The organism is Streptomyces sp. NPDC026673 (assembly GCF_040638135.1).
Classification (GTDB): domain Bacteria; phylum Actinomycetota; class Actinomycetes; order Streptomycetales; family Streptomycetaceae; genus Actinacidiphila.
The window spans coordinates 21,991-37,737 of the sequence record NZ_JBEZXR010000005.1 but is presented as its reverse complement, the minus strand read 5'-3'; the positions used below and the strand labels follow the sequence as shown (position 1 = coordinate 37,737).

Genomic DNA, 15,747 nt, shown 5'->3' with positions numbered 1-15,747 from the left:
CGGACCTGCGGAAACGCCGAAGGGACGGCTCCCGGGGGAGCCGTCCCCTCCTGCGGTCCCGGCCTGATCAGCCCTGGACGCCCAGCTTCTCCAGCACCAGCTCGCGCACGCGCTTGGCGTCGGCCTGGCCGCGGGTGATCTTCATGACGGCACCGATGAGCGCGCCCGCCGCCGCGAGGTTGCCGCCCCGGATCTTGTCCGCGACGGCCGCGTTGGCCGCGATGGCCTCGTCGACGGCGGCGCCGAGCGCACCCTCGTCCGAGACGACCTTGAGCCCGCGCTTCTCGACGACCTCGTCCGGCTCGCCCTCGCCGTCGAGCACACCCTCGATGACCTGACGGGCCAGCTTGTCGTTGAGCGAACCCTCGGCCACCAGCGCCGCCACCCGGGCCACCTGGGCCGGGGTGATGGGCAGCGCGGTCAGCTCCACACCGTCCTCGTTGGAGCGGCGGGCCAGCTCGCCCATCCACCACTTGCGGGCCGCGGCCGCGTCGGCCCCGGCGTCGATGGTGGCGACGATCGGGTCGATCGCCCCGGCGTTGAGCACCGACTGCATCTCGTGGTCGGAGATGCCCCACCCTTCCTGCAGCCGCTTGCGGCGCAGCCGCGGCAGCTCGGGAAGGCCGGCCCGCAGCTCCTCGACCCACTCGCGGGCCGGGGCGACGGGGACGAGGTCGGGCTCCGGGAAGTACCGGTAGTCCTCGGCCTCCTCCTTGATGCGACCGGAGGTGGTGGAGCCGGTGTCCTCGTGGAAGTGCCGGGTCTCCTGGACGATCGTGCCGCCCGAGGAGAGCACGGCCGCGTGCCGCTGGATCTCGAAGCGGACGGCCCGCTCGACGCTGCGCAGCGAGTTGACGTTCTTGGTCTCGCTGCGGGTGCCGAACTTCTCCCGGCCGAGGGGGCGCAGCGACAGGTTGACGTCGCAGCGCATCTGGCCCATCTCCATACGGGCCTCGGAGACGCCGAGCGCCTTGATCAGCTCGCGGAGCTCGGTCACGTACGCCTTGGCGACCTCGGGCGCGCGCTCGCCGGCGCCCACGATCGGCTTGGTGACGATCTCGATCAGCGGGATGCCGGCCCGGTTGTAGTCCAGCAGCGAGTGCGACGCGCCGTGGATGCGGCCGGTGGCACCGCCCACGTGCGTGGACTTGCCGGTGTCCTCCTCCATGTGGGCGCGCTCGATCTCCACGCGGAAGACCTCGCCGTCCTCCAGCTGCACGTCGAGGTAGCCGTTGAAGGCGATCGGCTCGTCGTACTGGGAGGTCTGGAAGTTCTTCGGCATGTCCGGATAGAAGTAGTTCTTCCGGGCGAAGCGGCACCACTCGGCGATCTCGCAGTTCAGCGCGAGACCGATCTTGATCGCGGATTCGACGCCGGTCGCGTTGACGGCCGGCAGCGCGCCGGGCAGCCCCAGGCACACCGGGCACACCTGGCTGTTCGGCTCGGCGCCGAGCGCCGTCGAGCAGCCGCAGAACATCTTCGTCTTGGTGCCGAGCTCGACGTGGACCTCGAGGCCCATCACCGGGTCATAGGACGCGAGCGCGTCCTCGTACGACACCAGGTCCGTGACGGTCACAGTCTTGATACCTCTCAGTTCCCCGTCAGGATGACAGCACGTCGTCGTCGCCGAGCCGGCGCAGCTGGCGGAGCAGCAGGGCGACACCGGTGGCGATCGCCGCGGCGCTGACGACCGCGTCGATCAGCAGCAGCGTGTCGCTCTCCGCGCGGCCCCGCTTCATCTGCCGTGCCACACCGACCGCGCCGAAGAGCGTCGTGCCGATCGACAGGTAGGTGCCGGACTTGCTCTTCTTGAAGCCCTTGGCCTTCTCGATCTTGCTCACAGGATCGGTGCCTCCTCCAGCAGCGGGTGGCCCCAGCGTGCGGTGAACGCCGCCTCGACGGCCGCACCGACACGGTAGAGGCGGTCGTCGGCCATGGCCGGGGCGATGATCTGCAGACCGACCGGAAGCCCGTCCTCGGGCGCGAGGCCGCAGGGCACGGACATGGCGGCGTTGCCCGCCAGGTTGGCCGGGATGGTGCACAGGTCGGCGAGGTACATCGCCATGGGGTCGTCCACGCGCTCGCCGATGGGGAACGCGGTGGTCGGGGTGGTCGGCGAGATCACCACGTCGACCTGCTGGAAGGAGCGCTCGAAGTCCCGGGAGATCAGGGTGCGGACCTTCTGGGCGCTGCCGTAGTACGCGTCGTAGTAGCCGGAGCTGAGCGCGTACGTACCGAGCATGATGCGGCGCTTGACCTCGGGGCCGAAGCCGGCCTCGCGGGTGAGCGCGGTGACGTCCTCGGCGCTGCGGGTGCCGTCGTCGCCGACCCGCAGGCCGTAGCGCAGGCCGTCGAAGCGGGCGAGGTTGGACGAGCACTCGGAGGGCGCGATGAGGTAGTACGCGGCGAGCGCGTACTCGAAGGACGGGCAGGAGAGCTCGACGACCTCGGCGCCGAGCTCGCGCAGCAGCTCGACGGACTCGTTGAACCGCTCCATGACGCCGGCCTGGTAGCCCTCGCCCGCGAACTCCTTGACGACGCCGACCCGCAGGCCCTTGACGTCGGCGTTGCGCGCGGCCTCCACGACCGGCGGGACCGGCGCGTTGATGGAGGTGGAGTCCATCGGGTCGTAGCCCGCGATGACCTCGTGCAGCAGCGCCGCGTCGAGCACCGTGCGGGCGCAGGGGCCGCCCTGGTCCAGGGAGGAGCTGAAGGCCACCATGCCGTAGCGGGAGACACCGCCGTAGGTCGGCTTGACGCCGACCGTGCCGGTCACGGAGGCCGGCTGGCGGATGGAGCCGCCGGTGTCGGTGCCGATGGCGAGCGGGGCCTGGAAGGAGGCGAGGGCGGCGGAGGAGCCGCCGCCGGAGCCGCCGGGGATGCGGGTGAGGTCCCACGGGTTCCCGGTCGGGCCGTAGGCGCTGTTCTCGGTGGAGGACCCCATGGCGAACTCGTCCATGTTGGTCTTGCCGAGGATGACGATGCCGGCCTGCTTGAGGCGGGCGGTCAGCGTCGCGTCGTACGGCGGGATCCAGCCTTCGAGGATCTTGGAGCCGACCGTCGTCGGGACGCCCTTGGTGGTGAAGATGTCCTTCAGCGCCAGCGGGACGCCCGCGAGGGGGCCGAGCTTCTCGCCGGCGGCGCGCTTGTCGTCGACGGCCTTGGCCGCCTTCAGGGCGCCCTCGGTGTCGACGTGCAGGAAGGCGTGGACCTTCTCGTCGACGGCCGCGATGCGGTCCAGGTGGGCCTTGGCGACCTCGACGGCGGAGGTCTGGCCGGAAGCGACGGCGGCCGCGGTCTCCGCGGCGGTGAGCCTGGTCAGATCGGTCATCGTGATCAGTCCTCCCCCAGGATCTGCGGCACCTTGAAGCGCTGCTGCTCCTGGGCGGGGGCGCCGGACAGCGCCTCCGCCGGGGTCAGGCTGGGCCTGACCTCGTCAAGGCGCATGACATTGGTCAGCGGCAGCGGGTGGGAGGTCGGCGGTACGTCCTCGCCGGCCACCTCGGAGACGCGGGCGACCGCGCCGATGATGGCGTCGAGCTGTCCGGCGAAGTGGTCGAGCTCTTCGTCCTTCAGCTCGAGACGCGACAGCCGGCCGAGGTGGGCGACCTCCTCGCGCGTGATGCCTGGCATGCAGCGATCCTCTGGGGGTGAGTTTGGTCTTTTCGCGCCCAATCCTATGGGCGCGGGCGCCCCGGGGGCGAAACGGTTTGCGCTTCGCGCCGCCGGGAGGTGCCGGCGGCGGGTGCGGGAGGTGCCGGGGTGGGTGGGGCCGGTGGGGCGCGCACGTGGCCGCCGGGCGCTCGGACGGTCCCGATTCCCGCCGCCGCGCGCCGCACCGGGCGGGGCACACCGGCGCAACCGGCCGGGTCCGACGGGGCGCCCGGTGGAGCGGGCTCCGCAGGTCGGGGGCCCCCAAACGTTACTGCGCGTCGGGCACGGCGGCCCGCTCCTTGGCGGCCTCCAGCTCCGCCGGGCGGCGCCATCCCGCCCGGCCGCGCAGCCGCAGCCAGGCCGTGGTCTCCTCCGGGGGCATCGCGGCGGCGACGAGCCAGCCCTGGATCGCGTCGCAGCCGAGGTCCCGCAGACGCTCCCACGTTTCGTCGTCCTCGACGCCCTCCGCGACGACGAGGAGGCCGAGCGAGTGGGCGAGGTCGACCGTGCAGCGCACGATCTCCGCGTCCTCGGCGTCGACGGACAGCCGCGCGACGAACGAGCGGTCGATCTTCAGCTCGCTGACCGGCAGCCGCCGCAGATGCACCAGTGAGGAGTAGCCGGTGCCGAAGTCGTCCAGCGACATCTTCACCCCGTGTCCGGTCAACCCGGCCATCGTGTCGGCGGCGCGCTGCGGGTCCTCCAGCAGCACATGCTCGGTGATCTCCAGCTGCAGCGCCCCCGGCGGGACCCCGTGCCGGGCCAGCCGCGCCGCGACGGCTCCGGCGAAGCCGGGCGAGTGGACGTCGCGCGGGGAGACGTTGACCGCCACGGGGACGTCCAGACCCATCGCCCGCCAGCGCGCGACCTGCCCGAGGGCGGTCTCCAGCACGTACTCGGTGAGCTGCGGCATCAGTCCCGAGGTCTCCGCGATGGCGATGAACTCCTCCGGGCTCACCCGGCCCCGCTCGGGGTGCACCCAGCGGACGAGCGCCTCCAGGCCGGCGACCTGACCGTCGAACCGGACCTTCGGCTGGTAGTGCAGCTCGACCTCGCCGCGGTCCAGGGCCCGGCGCAGATCGCCGAGCAGGCCGAGGCGGTCGGGGGTGTTGCCGTCGCGGGAGGACTCGTAGACCTCGACCCCGCTGCGGTCGCGTTTCGCCTGGTACATCGCGACGTCGGCGCGGCGCAGCAGGCCCTCGGCGTCGTCGGCGTGATCGGGGAAGACGGCCACCCCGGCGCTGGCCTCGAGGACCAGGGTCAGGCCGTCGAGACTCAACGGCGAACTCAGCGCGGCGACCAGGGCCCTGGCGATGCGCTGGGCACGGGTCGGCGAGTCGCAGGTGGGGAGCAGGACGGCGAACTCGTCGCCGCCGAGCCGGGCGACCTCGGCGCCCCGCGGCAGGGCGAGTCGCAGGCGGTCGGCGATCTGCAGCAGCAGCCGGTCGCCGGCCATGTGGCCGAGGGTGTCGTTGACGGAGCGGAACTTGTCGAGGTCGATCAGGACCAGGGCGGCCCGCTCGCCGCTGCGGGCGGCGTCGTCGAGCGCGGTCCAGGTGCGCTCAAGCAGCCACTGACGATTGGGCAGTCCGGTGAGCGGGTCGCGCAGTTGCTCCTCGGCGCGGGCGTGGGCGATCCAGAGCGTGGAGTCGAGCGCGATCAGGGGCACGGCGAACAGCGGCAGCAGCAGGGGCAGATCGGCCGCGACGATGATGATCAGCGGGGAGATGCCGAGGAGTGCGACGCCGACGAAGCCCTGGCGTATGAGGGCGGTGCGGGCCACGGTGGGCAGCGCCCCGGCGCGCGGCACGATCGCATACCACAGGAGCGTACGGGTCGCAGCCAGGTAACCGAGTGCGGCGGCGAGGACCGCGGGGATGGCGGCCATCCCCCAAGTGGCGGGTTGCCAGGGCTGTTCGACGGACGGGTGGTTGCCGAAGGCGGACAGCGCGAGAGAGGCCGCGCCGATGCCGAGGATGTCCACGGCGCCGTGCAGCAGCGCCTCCCGCCAGCGGTGCCGGCGGGCCGCGCCGACCAGCACGACGACGGCCAGGCTGACCAGCACCGCGGGCACCCAGCCGTAGAGCAGCAGCATCGCCAGGGTCAGGGCGGCTCCGGAGCCGGTGCCGCCCCACCAGCGGTCCCGGCCCATGGCGACCAGGTGGCCGACGATGATGCCGGTGAGCACCGCGAACGCCCAGCCGACGTCACCGCCGGGGAAGAAGGCGTTGCCGTCCACGAGTATCCGGACGACGCCCACGACCAGGGCCGCCGCGGCCGCCCCCACGACGGCGTACCTGAGTGCCGCCGCGGGCAGCACCGGCGCGGCCGGCCCGAGCAGGCGCTGCGCCGGTCCGGCGCTGTCCGTCGGTTCCATGCCCGTACCCTCTCGCAGCCGCGTGTGCCGTTCCACCACACGCCCTTGCCCGCGGCATTGACCGCCGGGCTGCTGGAGGGCCTATGCCCGGAAGGCGCGCCTCTCAACAGTAGGCCGCGAAAGGCTGTCACGGGCACCGATCGGCTGCTGTTGCCCGAATGCATCCCACCCTCCCGGATCGTTCCGTTATGGGCCGAAAGGGTGATGATGGGCAGTCAGCTCTCGGGGTTCACGGCGGCCCCCCGCGCCGCGTCGGCGCCCTGTTCCAGCAGGACGGCGAAGCCGTCCTCGTCCAGGATGGGCACCTTCAGCTGCACCGCCTTGTCGTACTTGGAGCCCGGGCTGTCGCCGACGACCACGAAGTCGGTCTTCTTGGAGACCGAACCGGTGACCTTGGCCCCGCGGCTCACGAGCGCCTCCTTCGCGCCGTCCCGGGTGTGGGTGGCGAGGGTGCCGGTGACGACGACGGTGAGGCCCTCCAGCGGACGCGGTCCCTCCTCGGAACCCTCCTCGGTGAAACGGACCCCGGCCGCCTTCCACTTGCGCAGGATCTCGCGGTGCCACTCCTCCTCGTACCACTGCTTGAGGGAGGCGGCGATGATGCCGCCGACGCCGTCGACGCCGGCCAGGCGCTCCTCGTCGGCGGCGAAGATGGCCTCCAGGTCGCGGAACTCGCGGGCGAGCGCCTCGGCGGCGACGGGGCCGACGTGACGGATCGACAGACCGGCGATGATCCGGGCGAGCGGCTGCTCCTTGGCCTTCTGGATGTTCTCCAGCATGGCCACGGCGTTCTTCTTCAGCTCGCCCTGCTGGTTGGCGAAGACCGAGACGACCTTCTCCTCGCCGGTCTCCGGGTCGCGTTTGGGCAGGCCGCTGTTCTGGTCGAGGACATGGGCGCGGATGGGCAGCAGCTCCTCCGGCGTGAGATCGAACAGGTCGCCCTCGTCGCGCAGCGGAGGGTCGGCGGGCTCCAGCGGCCGGGTCAGCGCGGCCGCGGCGACGTAGCCGAAGTTCTCGATGTCCAGGCACTTGCGACCGGCCAGATAGAACAGCCGTTCCCGCAGCTGCGCCGGGCAGGAGCGCGCGTTCGGGCAGCGGAGGTCGATGTCGCCCTCCTTCATCGGCCGCAGCGGGGTGCCGCACTCGGGGCACTGCGCGGGCATGACGAACTCGCGCTCGCCGCCGTCCCGCAGGTCCACGACCGGGCCGAGGATCTCCGGGATGACGTCACCGGCCTTGCGCAGCACGACGGTGTCGCCGATCAGCACGCCCTTGGCCTTGACCACGTCCTGGTTGTGCAGGGTGGCGAACTCGACCTCGGAGCCGGCCACCGTGACCGGCTCGACCACCGCGTACGGGGTCACCCGGCCCGTGCGCCCGACCCCGACCCGGATGTCGACCAGCTTGGTGTTGACCTCCTCCGGCGCGTACTTCCACGCGATGGCCCAGCGCGGCGCGCGGGCGGTGGAGCCGAGCCGGCCCTGCAGCGGGATCTCGTCCACCTTGACGACGATGCCGTCGATCTCGTGCTCGACGTCGTGGCGGTGCTCGCCGTAGTAGGCGATGGCCTCCTTGACCTCGGCGAGCGTGCCGACCACGCGGGCGTACCGGGTGGTCGGCAGACCCCACTCGTGCAGCAGCTCGTAGGCGTGGGACTGGCAGTCGATGGTGAAGCCCTCTCGGGCCCCGATGCCGTGCACCACCATGTGCAGCGGACGGCTCGCGGTGACCCGGGGGTCCTTCTGGCGCAGGGAGCCGGCGGCGGCGTTGCGCGGGTTGGCGAAGGGCTTGTCGCCGGCCTCGACCAGGCGGGCGTTGAGCTCCTCGAACTTCTCCATGGGGAAGAAGACCTCGCCGCGGATCTCGACCAGGGCCGGGACGCGCTTCCCCGCCAGCCGGTCCGGGATCTCGGCGATCGTGCGGACGTTGGGGGTGATGTCCTCGCCGGTGCGGCCGTCACCGCGTGTGGCGCCGCGCACCAGACGGCCGTTCTCGTACGTGAGGTTGACGGCGAGGCCGTCCACCTTCAGCTCGCACAGGAAGTGGTAGGTGCCGCCCTCGCCCGCCGGGGGGCCCAGCTCCCCGGCGAGGCGTTCGGCCCAGGCGTTCAGCTCCTCCTCGGTGAAGGCGTTGTCGAGGGAGAGCATGCGCTCGCGGTGCTCGACGGAGGTGAACCCCGTCGCATACGCGCCCGCGACCTTCTGGGTCGGCGAGTCCGGTGTACGCAGCGAGGGGTGCTCGTCCTCCAGCGCCTCCAGCCGGCGCAGCAGCCTGTCGAAGTCGGAGTCGCTGATGACCGGCTGGTCCTTGACGTAGTAGCGGAAGCGGTGCTCCTCGACCTGTTCGGCCAGGGACGCGTGCAGCTCGCGCGCCTCGGCCGGCACGTCCTCGTTCCTTGCGCCCTCGGGGATCGCGGAGGTGTCCACGTACTCGTCCTTCCTCACTCAGGCTTCACTCGGGCCTGCTCGGGCCTCACTCAGGGTTGTCGACGAGCGAGCGTGCCGCCTTCGCGCAGTGCACGAGAGCGGCACGGGCATAGGCCGGCGAGGCCCCCGCCAGACCGCAGGCGGGGGTCACCGCCACGGAGGTGCCCAGATCCCCCGGGGACAGCCCCAGCCTGCGCCACAGCGCCCGAACACCACTGACGCTACCGGCAGGGTCCGACAATGGGGCGTCAGTGCCCGGGACGACACCCGTGAAGAGCGCGGTTCCCGCCTCGGCCGCCTCACCGAAGGCGTCCCAGTCACGTTCCGTGAGCAGCGAGAAATCGAACGACACGCCCGCCACCCCGGCCCGCCGCAGCAGTGCGAAGGGCACCTCCGGCGCGCAGGAGTGCGCGATCACCGGCACGCCCCCCACACCGCCCACGGCCGCCATGACGTCCCGCAGCGCGCCCTCGACGACACCCCGGTCCACCGCGCGGTGCGTGCGGTAGCCGCTGGCGGTCCTGACCCGGCCCTGGAGCACGGCGGTGAGCGAGGGCTCGTCCAGTTGCAGCACGGGCCTCGCACCCGGGATCCGCCGGCGGACGTCCTCCAGGTGCAGCCGCAGTCCCTCGCCGAGCGAGGCGGCCAGGTCGCGGCAGGCGCCGGGGTCGGAGAGCGCCGCCTCCCCGTTCTTGAGCTCGACCGAGGCCGCGAGCGTCCACGGCCCGACCGCCTGGATCTTCAGCGGGCCCTCGTAGCCCTGGGTGAACTCCTCCAGGGCGTCCAGGTCCTCCCCCAGCCAGGCCCTGGCCCGGCGGGTGTCGCGGCCCGGCCGGTCGCCGAACCGCCACCCGCTGGGCTCGACCCGCGCGTACAGCTCGACAAGCATGCCGAGCGTGCGGCCGATCATGTCGGCGCCGGGCCCGCGCGCGGGCAGTTCCGGCAGGAACGGCAGCGCCTCCAGCGCCCCCGTCGCCGTCCGCGCCGCCTCGCGCGCGTCACCGCCCGGCATGGACCCCACACCGGTGGCCGCCCCCGCGGGCAGCCGGAAATTCGCTTCGGTACCGTCCGTACTCACCGGTGCAGCCTACGACGGCGCGCCGGTCAGGCTCCCGGCCGGATCGTCAGGTCGTTGATCTCGGCGTCCCGGGGCAGGTCGATCGCCGTCAGAATCGCCGTGGCCACCGACTCGGGCGTGATCCAGCGCGCGGGGTCGTACGCCTTGCCCTCCTGCTGGTGCACCTTGGCCTGCATCGGTGTCGCGGTGCGGCCGGGATAGACGGAGGTGACCCGCACCCCGTTGCCGTGCTCCTCCTGGCGCAGGGAGTCGGCGAGCGCCTTGAGGCCGTGCTTGCTGGCCGCGTAGGCGCCCCACTCGGCGTGCGCGTTGAGCCCGGCGCCGGAGTTGACGAAGACCACATGACCGCGGGAGAGCCGCAGTTGGGGCAGGACCAGACGGGTCAGCTCGGCGGGGGCGACGAGGTTGGCGGCCAGCGTCCGGTTCCAGGTCTTCGGGGTCAGTTCGCCGACCTGCCCCAGGTCCACGACGCCCGCGATGTGCAGCAGGGAGTCCAGCCGGTCCGGCGGCGTCTGGTGGCCCAGCGCCCAGGACAGGCGCTCCGGCTCCGCGAGGTCCCCGACGAGGGTGTGCGCGCCCGGGAAGCGGTCGGCCAGCTCCTTGGCGCGTCCGGCGTTGCGGGCCAGCAGCCACAGTTCGTCGCCACGGTCGAGGAGGCGCTGCGCCACGACGGCGCCGATGCCGGAGCCCGCGCCGGTGATCAGGTGAATCGACATGGGGCCATGCTGCCATCCCCTCCGGCTCAGACGATGCCGGCGTTCTCCTCCAGGTAGGCCAGCGCCGAGGCGCCGTCCTCGGCGAAGAACACCAGCTCGGCGAGGGGCAGCGGCAGGAAGCCCTCCTCGTCCATCCGCCGGAACTGCTCCCTGAGCCCGTCGTAGAAGCCCGCCGTGTTGAGCAGGACGACTGGCTTGGTGTGCAGCCCGTGCTTCTTCAGCTCCAGGATCTCGGTCGCCTCGTCCAGGGTGCCGGTGCCGCCCACCATGACCACGACGGCGTCCGCGCGGGCCAGCAGCTCCGCCTTGCGCTCGGCGAGGTCGGCCGCGATCACCATCTCGTCGGCGCCCTTGCGGGCCTTGGCCGCCAGGAACTCCACCGAGACCCCGACCAGGCGCCCGCCGTGCTCCTGCACCCCGTCCGCCATGACCTTCATCAGGCCCACGTCCGAGCCGCCCCACACCAGGGTGTGGCCGCCCTTGCCGATCAACTCGGCGAACTGGCGGGCGGGTTCGGTGTAGCGGGGCTCGAGGTCGGCGGCGGAGAGGAAGACGCAGATGTTCATACGGGCCAGTCTTCCGTACGGGGCCGCGGCCCCGCGCCGGGGATACCGCACGCGCCGTGGACGCCGCCGTACCGCGGAACGGGGCCGGTCAGGCGCTCGCCGGCCGGGTATTCGCCGTCGGGCGCTCAGGCGCTCGCCGACACGCGGCCGGCGCGCTCGGTCGTGGCGATCGTCGCCGAGCCGACGACGCGGGTGCCGTCGTACAGCACGACCGCCTGGCCGGGCGCGACACCGCGGACGGCTCCGCCGGTGAAGCGGACGTGCAGCTCGCCGCCGACCAGTTCGGCGGTGACGGGCACGTCGTCGCCGTGCGCGCGCAGCTGCGCGGTGTACGCGCGCTCCCCGGCGCCGTCGGGCGCGGTGCCGCACCAGCGCGGGCGAATGGCGGTCAGCGCCGTGACGTCCAGGGCCTCGGCCGGACCGACGGTCACCGTGTTGTTCACCGGCGAGATGTCGAGCACATAGCGCGGCTTGCCGTCCGCGGCGGGCACGCCCAGGCGCAGGCCCTTGCGCTGGCCGACGGTGTACCCGTACGCGCCGGAGTGGGAGCCCAGGCGGTTGCCGTCCTCGTCGAGGATGTCGCCCTCGGCGGTGCCGAGGCGCTGCTCGAGGAAGCCCTGCGTGTCGCCGTCGGCGATGAAGCAGATGTCGTGGCTGTCCGGCTTCTTCGCCACGGACAGGCCGCGCCGGGCCGCCTCGGCCCGGATCTCGTCCTTGGTGGTGAGCGTGTCCCCGAGCGGGAACATGGCGTGCGCCAGCTGCCGCTCGTCGAGGACGCCGAGCACGTACGACTGGTCCTTGGCCGCGTCGGAGGCGCGGTGCAGTTCGCGGGTGCCGTCGGGGTTCACCACGACGGTGGCGTAGTGGCCGGTGCACACGGCGTCGAAGCCGAGGGCGATCGCCTTGTCGAGCAGCGCGGCGAACTTGATCTTCTCGTTGCAGCGCAGGCAGGGGTTCGGCGTCCGCCCGGCCGCGTACTCAGCGACGAAGTCGTCCACGACGTCCGCGCGGAAGCGGTCGGCCAGATCCCAGATGTAGAAGGGGATGCCGATCACGTCGGCGGCGCGGCGGGCGTCGTGGCTGTCCTCGATCGTGCAGCAGCCGCGGGCCCCGGTGCGGAACGACTGCGGGTTCGCGGAGAGGGCGAGGTGCACGCCCGTGACGTCGTGCCCCGCTTCGGCGGCGCGGGCGGCCGCCACGGCCGAGTCGACGCCACCGCTCATCGCGGCGAGCACGCGGAGGCGACGGCCGTCGCCAGGGCCTGTGGGTGCACCGGGGAAGTCAGTCATAGCGCCTCCAAGAGTACGGTGCGCCCGGGGTGTCCCGCGGGGCCGGTCGTCGCGAGTGCGGTTCGCCTCGCGGGGCGGCGCGTCGTGCGTGCGGGTGCGTGGGCGGGTGCGGGCCCGCTGCGCCCCTCACGGGGCAAGTCGCCGCGAGTACGGTGCCCCTCGCCGGGCGGCCCGTCGTGCGGGTACCTGAGCAGGTACGGGACCGCGGCGCCCCTCACGGGGCAAGTCGCCGCGAGTACGGTGCCCCTCGCCGGGCCGGTCGTCGCGAGCGCGGGTGCGTGGGCGGGAGCGGGACCGCTGCGCCCCTCACGGGGCAAGTCGCCGCGAGTACGGTGCCGCTCGCCGGGCCGGTCGTCGCGAGCGCGGGTGCGTGGGCGGGAGCGGGACCGCTGCGCCCCTCACGGGGCAAGTCGCCGCGAGCGCGGTTCCCCTCGCCGGGCCGGTCGTCGCGAGCGCGGGTGCGTGGGCGCGTGCGGGACCACTGCGCCTGCGGCGGGCTGTCGCCCACCCGCCCGCCCGTTGCCGTCGAGCGTTGGGTGGACGCGGGGCGGACCGCCAACGCCCACAGGAGGCACCCGGACCCGCCAGCGCGCCCGCGCGTGGCCGCGGGGGCTACATCAGGCCGGCGCTGCGGGCACGGGCGACGGCGGGGCCGATCGCCTCGCCGAGGACCTCGACGTCCTCCGCCGTGGAGGTGTGGCCGAGGGAGAACCGCAGGGAGCCCCGGGCGAGGTCGGGGTCGGCGCCCATGGCGAGCAGGACGTGGCTCGGCTGGGGGACGCCGGCGGTGCACGCGGAACCGGTGGAGCACTCGATGCCCTGGGCGTCGAGCAGCATCAGCAGGGAGTCCCCCTCGCACCCGGGGAAGGAGAAGTGGGCGCTGGCGGGGAGGCGGCCTCCGGGGGCCGGGTCGCCGTTGAGGATGGCCTCGGGGACGGCCGCGCGGACCCGGGTGACCAGGTCGTCGCGCAGGGCGCCGATCTCGCGCGCGAAGTCCTCGTGCCGTTCGGCGGCGAGCGCGCCGGCGACGGCGAAGGCGGCCACCGCGGGGACGTCCAGCGTGCCGGAGCGTACGCCGCGCTCCTGGCCGCCGCCGTGCAGGATCGGGACCGGCCCGATCTCGCGCCGCAGCACCAGCGCCCCGACCCCGTAAGGGCCGCCGACCTTGTGCCCGGTGACGGTCATGGCGTCGAGCCCGGAAGCCGCGAAGTCGACCTCGGCCTGGCCCAGGGCCTGCACCGCGTCGGAGTGCAGCGGTACCTCGAACTCCCGTGCCACCGCGCTGAGTTCCGCGATCGGCATGACGGTGCCGACCTCGTTGTTGGCCCACATCACCGTGGCGAGGGCCACATCGCCGGGGTCGCGGGCGATGGCCTCGCGCAGGGCCTCGGGGTGGACCCGCCCGTACGCGTCGACCGGGAGCCATTCGACCCGGGCGCCCTCGTGCTCGGCGAGCCAGTCGACGGCGTCCAGGACGGCGTGGTGCTCCACGGGGCTGGCGAGGACCCGGTTGCGGCGGGGGTCGGCGTCGCGGCGGGCCCAGTACAGGCCCTTGACCGCGAGGTTGTCGGCCTCGGTGCCGCCGCCGGTGAAGACGATCTCGCTGGGGCGGGCGCCGAGCGCCGCGGCCAGGGACTCCCTGGACTCCTCCACCGTGCGCCTGGCCCGGCGGCCGGCCGCGTGGAGGGACGAGGCGTTGCCGGTGACGGCGAGGTGCGCGGTCATCGCCTCGACGGCTTCCGGCAGCATCGGGGTCGTGGCGGCGTGGTCGAGGTAGGCCATGATGAGCGTGATTCTACGGGCGCCGCCGCTCCGTCCCGTCCCCCAGGGCCTCGCGCCGTGCGCGGGGCGGCCCCGGGGCGCTCGCGGGGCCGTCCCGGTCCCTTCAGAGCTGGAGATCCTCCGCCGCGGTGGTGCGCCGGTGCCAGGCGCGCGGCGCGCGCCAGTGGTAGCGCATGGCCAGCAGCCGCAGGACGAAGGCCGTGATGACGGCGAGGACCCCGGTGCCCGTGGTCAGGGCCTGGAACTTGATGAGCACCACGACGATGCCGGCCCCGGCGATCGCCGGCACCGCGTACAGATCGCGGTCCCAGCGCAGCAGGGAGGGCGCCTCGTTGCCGAGCAGGTCGCGCAGCACACCGCCGCCGACGGCGGTGGCGAGCCCCAGCGTGGCGGAGGCGGTGAGGTTGAGGCCGTAGTCGTAGGCCTTGGTGGTGCCGGCGACGCAGAAGAGGCCGAGGCCGGCGGCGTCGAAGACGCTGATGGCGCTGTTGATCCGCTCGACCTGGGGGTGCAGGAAGAAGACCACCACGGTGGCGATCAGCGGGGTCAGGAAGTAGCCGAGGTCCGTGAAGGCGGCCGGCGGGACCGCCCCGATGATCAGATCCCTGATCAGCCCTCCGCCCAGCGCGGTGACCTCTGCGAGCACCGCCATGCCGAAGACGTCGTAGTTCTTGCGTACGGCGAGCAGCGCGCCGGAGATCGCGAAGACGAAGATTCCGACGAGGTCGAGCACATGCTGGACGGAGTGGCTGAACAGTTCGGTTTGCACCGGCCTCATTGTGCCGGGCGCGGGACTACTCCTTTGCGGCCGTCTTCACGGCCGTGCCGCCGTCGGAGTCGCCGCCGGTGTTCTCCGGGTGGTGGCAGGCCACCTGGTGCCCGGTGGCCAGGGTGGCCAGCGGGGGCTCCGTGGTCTTGCAGACCTCGGTCGCCTTCCAGCAGCGGGTGTGGAAGCGGCAGCCCGGCGGAGGCGCGATCGGCGACGGGACGTCGCCGGTCAGCAGGATCCGCTCGCGCTTGGCACGCCGCTTCGGGTCCGGCACCGGCACCGCGGAGAGCAGCGCGTTGGTGTACGGGTGCATCGGCTTGGTGTAGAGGGACTCGCGGTCGGCGATCTCCACGATCTTGCCGAGGTACATCACCGCGATGCGGTCCGACACGTGCCGGATGACCGACAGGTCGTGCGCGATGATCACGTACGTCAGGCCGAGCTCGCTCTGCAGGTCGTCCAGGAGGTTGACCACCTGGGCCTGGATGGAGACGTCCAGCGCCGACACCGGCTCGTCCGCCACCACGAGCTTGGGCTTGAGCGCCAAGGCCCGGGCGATGCCGATGCGCTGCCGCTGGCCGCCGGAGAACTCGTGCGGATAGCGGTTGTAGTGCTCGGGGTTGAGGCCGACCAGCTCCAGGAGGTTCTGCACCTCCTTCTTGATGCCGCTCTCCGTCTGCACCTTCTGCAGCTTGAAGGGCGCGCTGACGATCGAGCCGACCGTGTGCCGCGGGTTGAGCGAGGAGTACGGGTCCTGGAAGATCATCTGCACGTCGCGGCGGAGCGGGCGCATGCCCGCGGTGCCCAGGTGCGTGATGTCCTGGCCCTCGAACTCGATCGTGCCGCCGGTCGGCTCCATCAGCCGGGTGATCAGCCGGCCCATGGTCGACTTGCCGCAGCCGGACTCGCCGACCACGCCCAGGGTCTCCCCGGGACGCACATGGAAGTCGATGCCGTCGACCGCCTTGACCGCGCCGACCTGACGGCGCAGCAGACCCTTGGTGATCGGGAAGTGCTTGACCAGGCCGCTCACCTTGAGCAGCGCATCCGACCCGTCGGCGGTCGTCTGCTGGGGGATCGTCATCTCCTG

At 72.8% G+C, this 15,747-nt stretch carries 13 protein-coding genes; all 13 read right to left on the bottom strand.

What is annotated here, in order from left to right:
• Window positions 1-67 precede the first annotated feature (67 nt).
• The 13 genes from gatB to AB0F62_RS05675 all read right to left on the bottom strand — a co-directional run bounded on the left by gatB (window position 68) and on the right by AB0F62_RS05675 (window position 15,741).
• On the bottom strand, window positions 68-1,576 hold the full coding sequence (gene gatB / locus AB0F62_RS05735) for an Asp-tRNA(Asn)/Glu-tRNA(Gln) amidotransferase subunit GatB (RefSeq protein ID WP_361792557.1): 1,509 nt from the start codon (window positions 1,574-1,576) through the stop codon (window positions 68-70).
• A gap of 25 nt (window positions 1,577-1,601) precedes the next feature.
• Window positions 1,602-1,841, bottom strand: a complete 240-nt coding sequence (locus tag AB0F62_RS05730) for a hypothetical protein (protein ID WP_361792555.1) — start codon at window positions 1,839-1,841, stop codon at window positions 1,602-1,604.
• Window positions 1,838-3,331, bottom strand: a complete 1,494-nt coding sequence (gene gatA, locus AB0F62_RS05725) for an Asp-tRNA(Asn)/Glu-tRNA(Gln) amidotransferase subunit GatA (RefSeq protein WP_361792553.1) — start codon at window positions 3,329-3,331, stop codon at window positions 1,838-1,840. Before gatA ends, AB0F62_RS05730 begins: the two co-directional genes overlap by 4 nt.
• Before the next feature lie 5 nt (window positions 3,332-3,336).
• Complete coding sequence (gene gatC, locus AB0F62_RS05720; protein WP_326572306.1) at window positions 3,337-3,633, bottom strand: Asp-tRNA(Asn)/Glu-tRNA(Gln) amidotransferase subunit GatC; 297 nt, start codon at window positions 3,631-3,633, stop codon at window positions 3,337-3,339.
• A gap of 289 nt (window positions 3,634-3,922) precedes the next feature.
• A complete protein-coding gene (locus AB0F62_RS05715) occupies window positions 3,923-6,031 on the bottom strand; it encodes a bifunctional diguanylate cyclase/phosphodiesterase (protein ID WP_361792551.1) in 2,109 nt (702 codons plus the stop codon).
• 215 nt (window positions 6,032-6,246) lie between these two features.
• Entirely contained in the window at window positions 6,247-8,475 is a 2,229-nt protein-coding gene (ligA, locus tag AB0F62_RS05710) for an NAD-dependent DNA ligase LigA (RefSeq protein WP_361792549.1), read from the bottom strand.
• 28 nt (window positions 8,476-8,503) lie between these two features.
• A complete protein-coding gene (locus tag AB0F62_RS05705) occupies window positions 8,504-9,535 on the bottom strand; it encodes a methionine synthase (protein ID WP_361792547.1) in 1,032 nt (343 codons plus the stop codon).
• Between the two features lie 26 nt (window positions 9,536-9,561).
• Window positions 9,562-10,251 (bottom strand): SDR family oxidoreductase, encoded by a 690-nt coding sequence (locus AB0F62_RS05700; RefSeq protein ID WP_361792545.1) that lies wholly within the window; start codon window positions 10,249-10,251, stop codon window positions 9,562-9,564.
• A 26-nt stretch (window positions 10,252-10,277) separates the two neighbouring features.
• Window positions 10,278-10,817, bottom strand: coding sequence for a TIGR00730 family Rossman fold protein (locus AB0F62_RS05695; protein WP_361792543.1), 540 nt, complete (start codon window positions 10,815-10,817; stop codon window positions 10,278-10,280).
• Between the two features lie 125 nt (window positions 10,818-10,942).
• Window positions 10,943-12,106 carry a tRNA 2-thiouridine(34) synthase MnmA gene (gene mnmA / locus AB0F62_RS05690; RefSeq protein ID WP_361792541.1) on the bottom strand — a complete coding sequence of 388 codons (1,164 nt, stop codon included), beginning with the start codon at window positions 12,104-12,106 and terminating at the stop codon, window positions 10,943-10,945.
• A 612-nt stretch (window positions 12,107-12,718) separates the two neighbouring features.
• Entirely contained in the window at window positions 12,719-13,888 is a 1,170-nt protein-coding gene (locus AB0F62_RS05685; RefSeq protein ID WP_361792539.1) for a cysteine desulfurase family protein, read from the bottom strand.
• Between the two features lie 103 nt (window positions 13,889-13,991).
• Window positions 13,992-14,657 carry a trimeric intracellular cation channel family protein gene (locus AB0F62_RS05680; RefSeq protein ID WP_361792537.1) on the bottom strand — a complete coding sequence of 222 codons (666 nt, stop codon included), beginning with the start codon at window positions 14,655-14,657 and terminating at the stop codon, window positions 13,992-13,994.
• 25 nt (window positions 14,658-14,682) lie between these two features.
• The gene (locus AB0F62_RS05675; protein ID WP_361792535.1) at window positions 14,683-15,741 is read right to left on the bottom strand and encodes a dipeptide ABC transporter ATP-binding protein; all 1,059 of its coding nucleotides are present in this window, start codon (window positions 15,739-15,741) and stop codon (window positions 14,683-14,685) included.
• Window positions 15,742-15,747: the final 6 nt, after the last annotated feature.

What these genes read in the sequence shown, in the direction of transcription:
- gatA (WP_361792553.1), bottom strand. Translation starts at nt 3,331, where the DNA reads ATGACCGATCTGACCAGGCTCACCGCCGCGGAGACCGCGGCCGCCGTC.
- gatC (WP_326572306.1), bottom strand. Translation starts at nt 3,633, where the DNA reads ATGCCAGGCATCACGCGCGAGGAGGTCGCCCACCTCGGCCGGCTGTCG.
- AB0F62_RS05715 (WP_361792551.1), bottom strand. Translation starts at nt 6,031, where the DNA reads ATGGAACCGACGGACAGCGCCGGACCGGCGCAGCGCCTGCTCGGGCCG.
- AB0F62_RS05700 (WP_361792545.1), bottom strand. Translation starts at nt 10,251, where the DNA reads ATGTCGATTCACCTGATCACCGGCGCGGGCTCCGGCATCGGCGCCGTC.
- AB0F62_RS05695 (WP_361792543.1), bottom strand. Translation starts at nt 10,817, where the DNA reads ATGAACATCTGCGTCTTCCTCTCCGCCGCCGACCTCGAGCCCCGCTAC.
- mnmA (WP_361792541.1), bottom strand. Translation starts at nt 12,106, where the DNA reads ATGACTGACTTCCCCGGTGCACCCACAGGCCCTGGCGACGGCCGTCGC.
- AB0F62_RS05685 (WP_361792539.1), bottom strand. Translation starts at nt 13,888, where the DNA reads ATGGCCTACCTCGACCACGCCGCCACGACCCCGATGCTGCCGGAAGCC.
- AB0F62_RS05675 (WP_361792535.1), bottom strand. Translation starts at nt 15,741, where the DNA reads ATGACGATCCCCCAGCAGACGACCGCCGACGGGTCGGATGCGCTGCTC.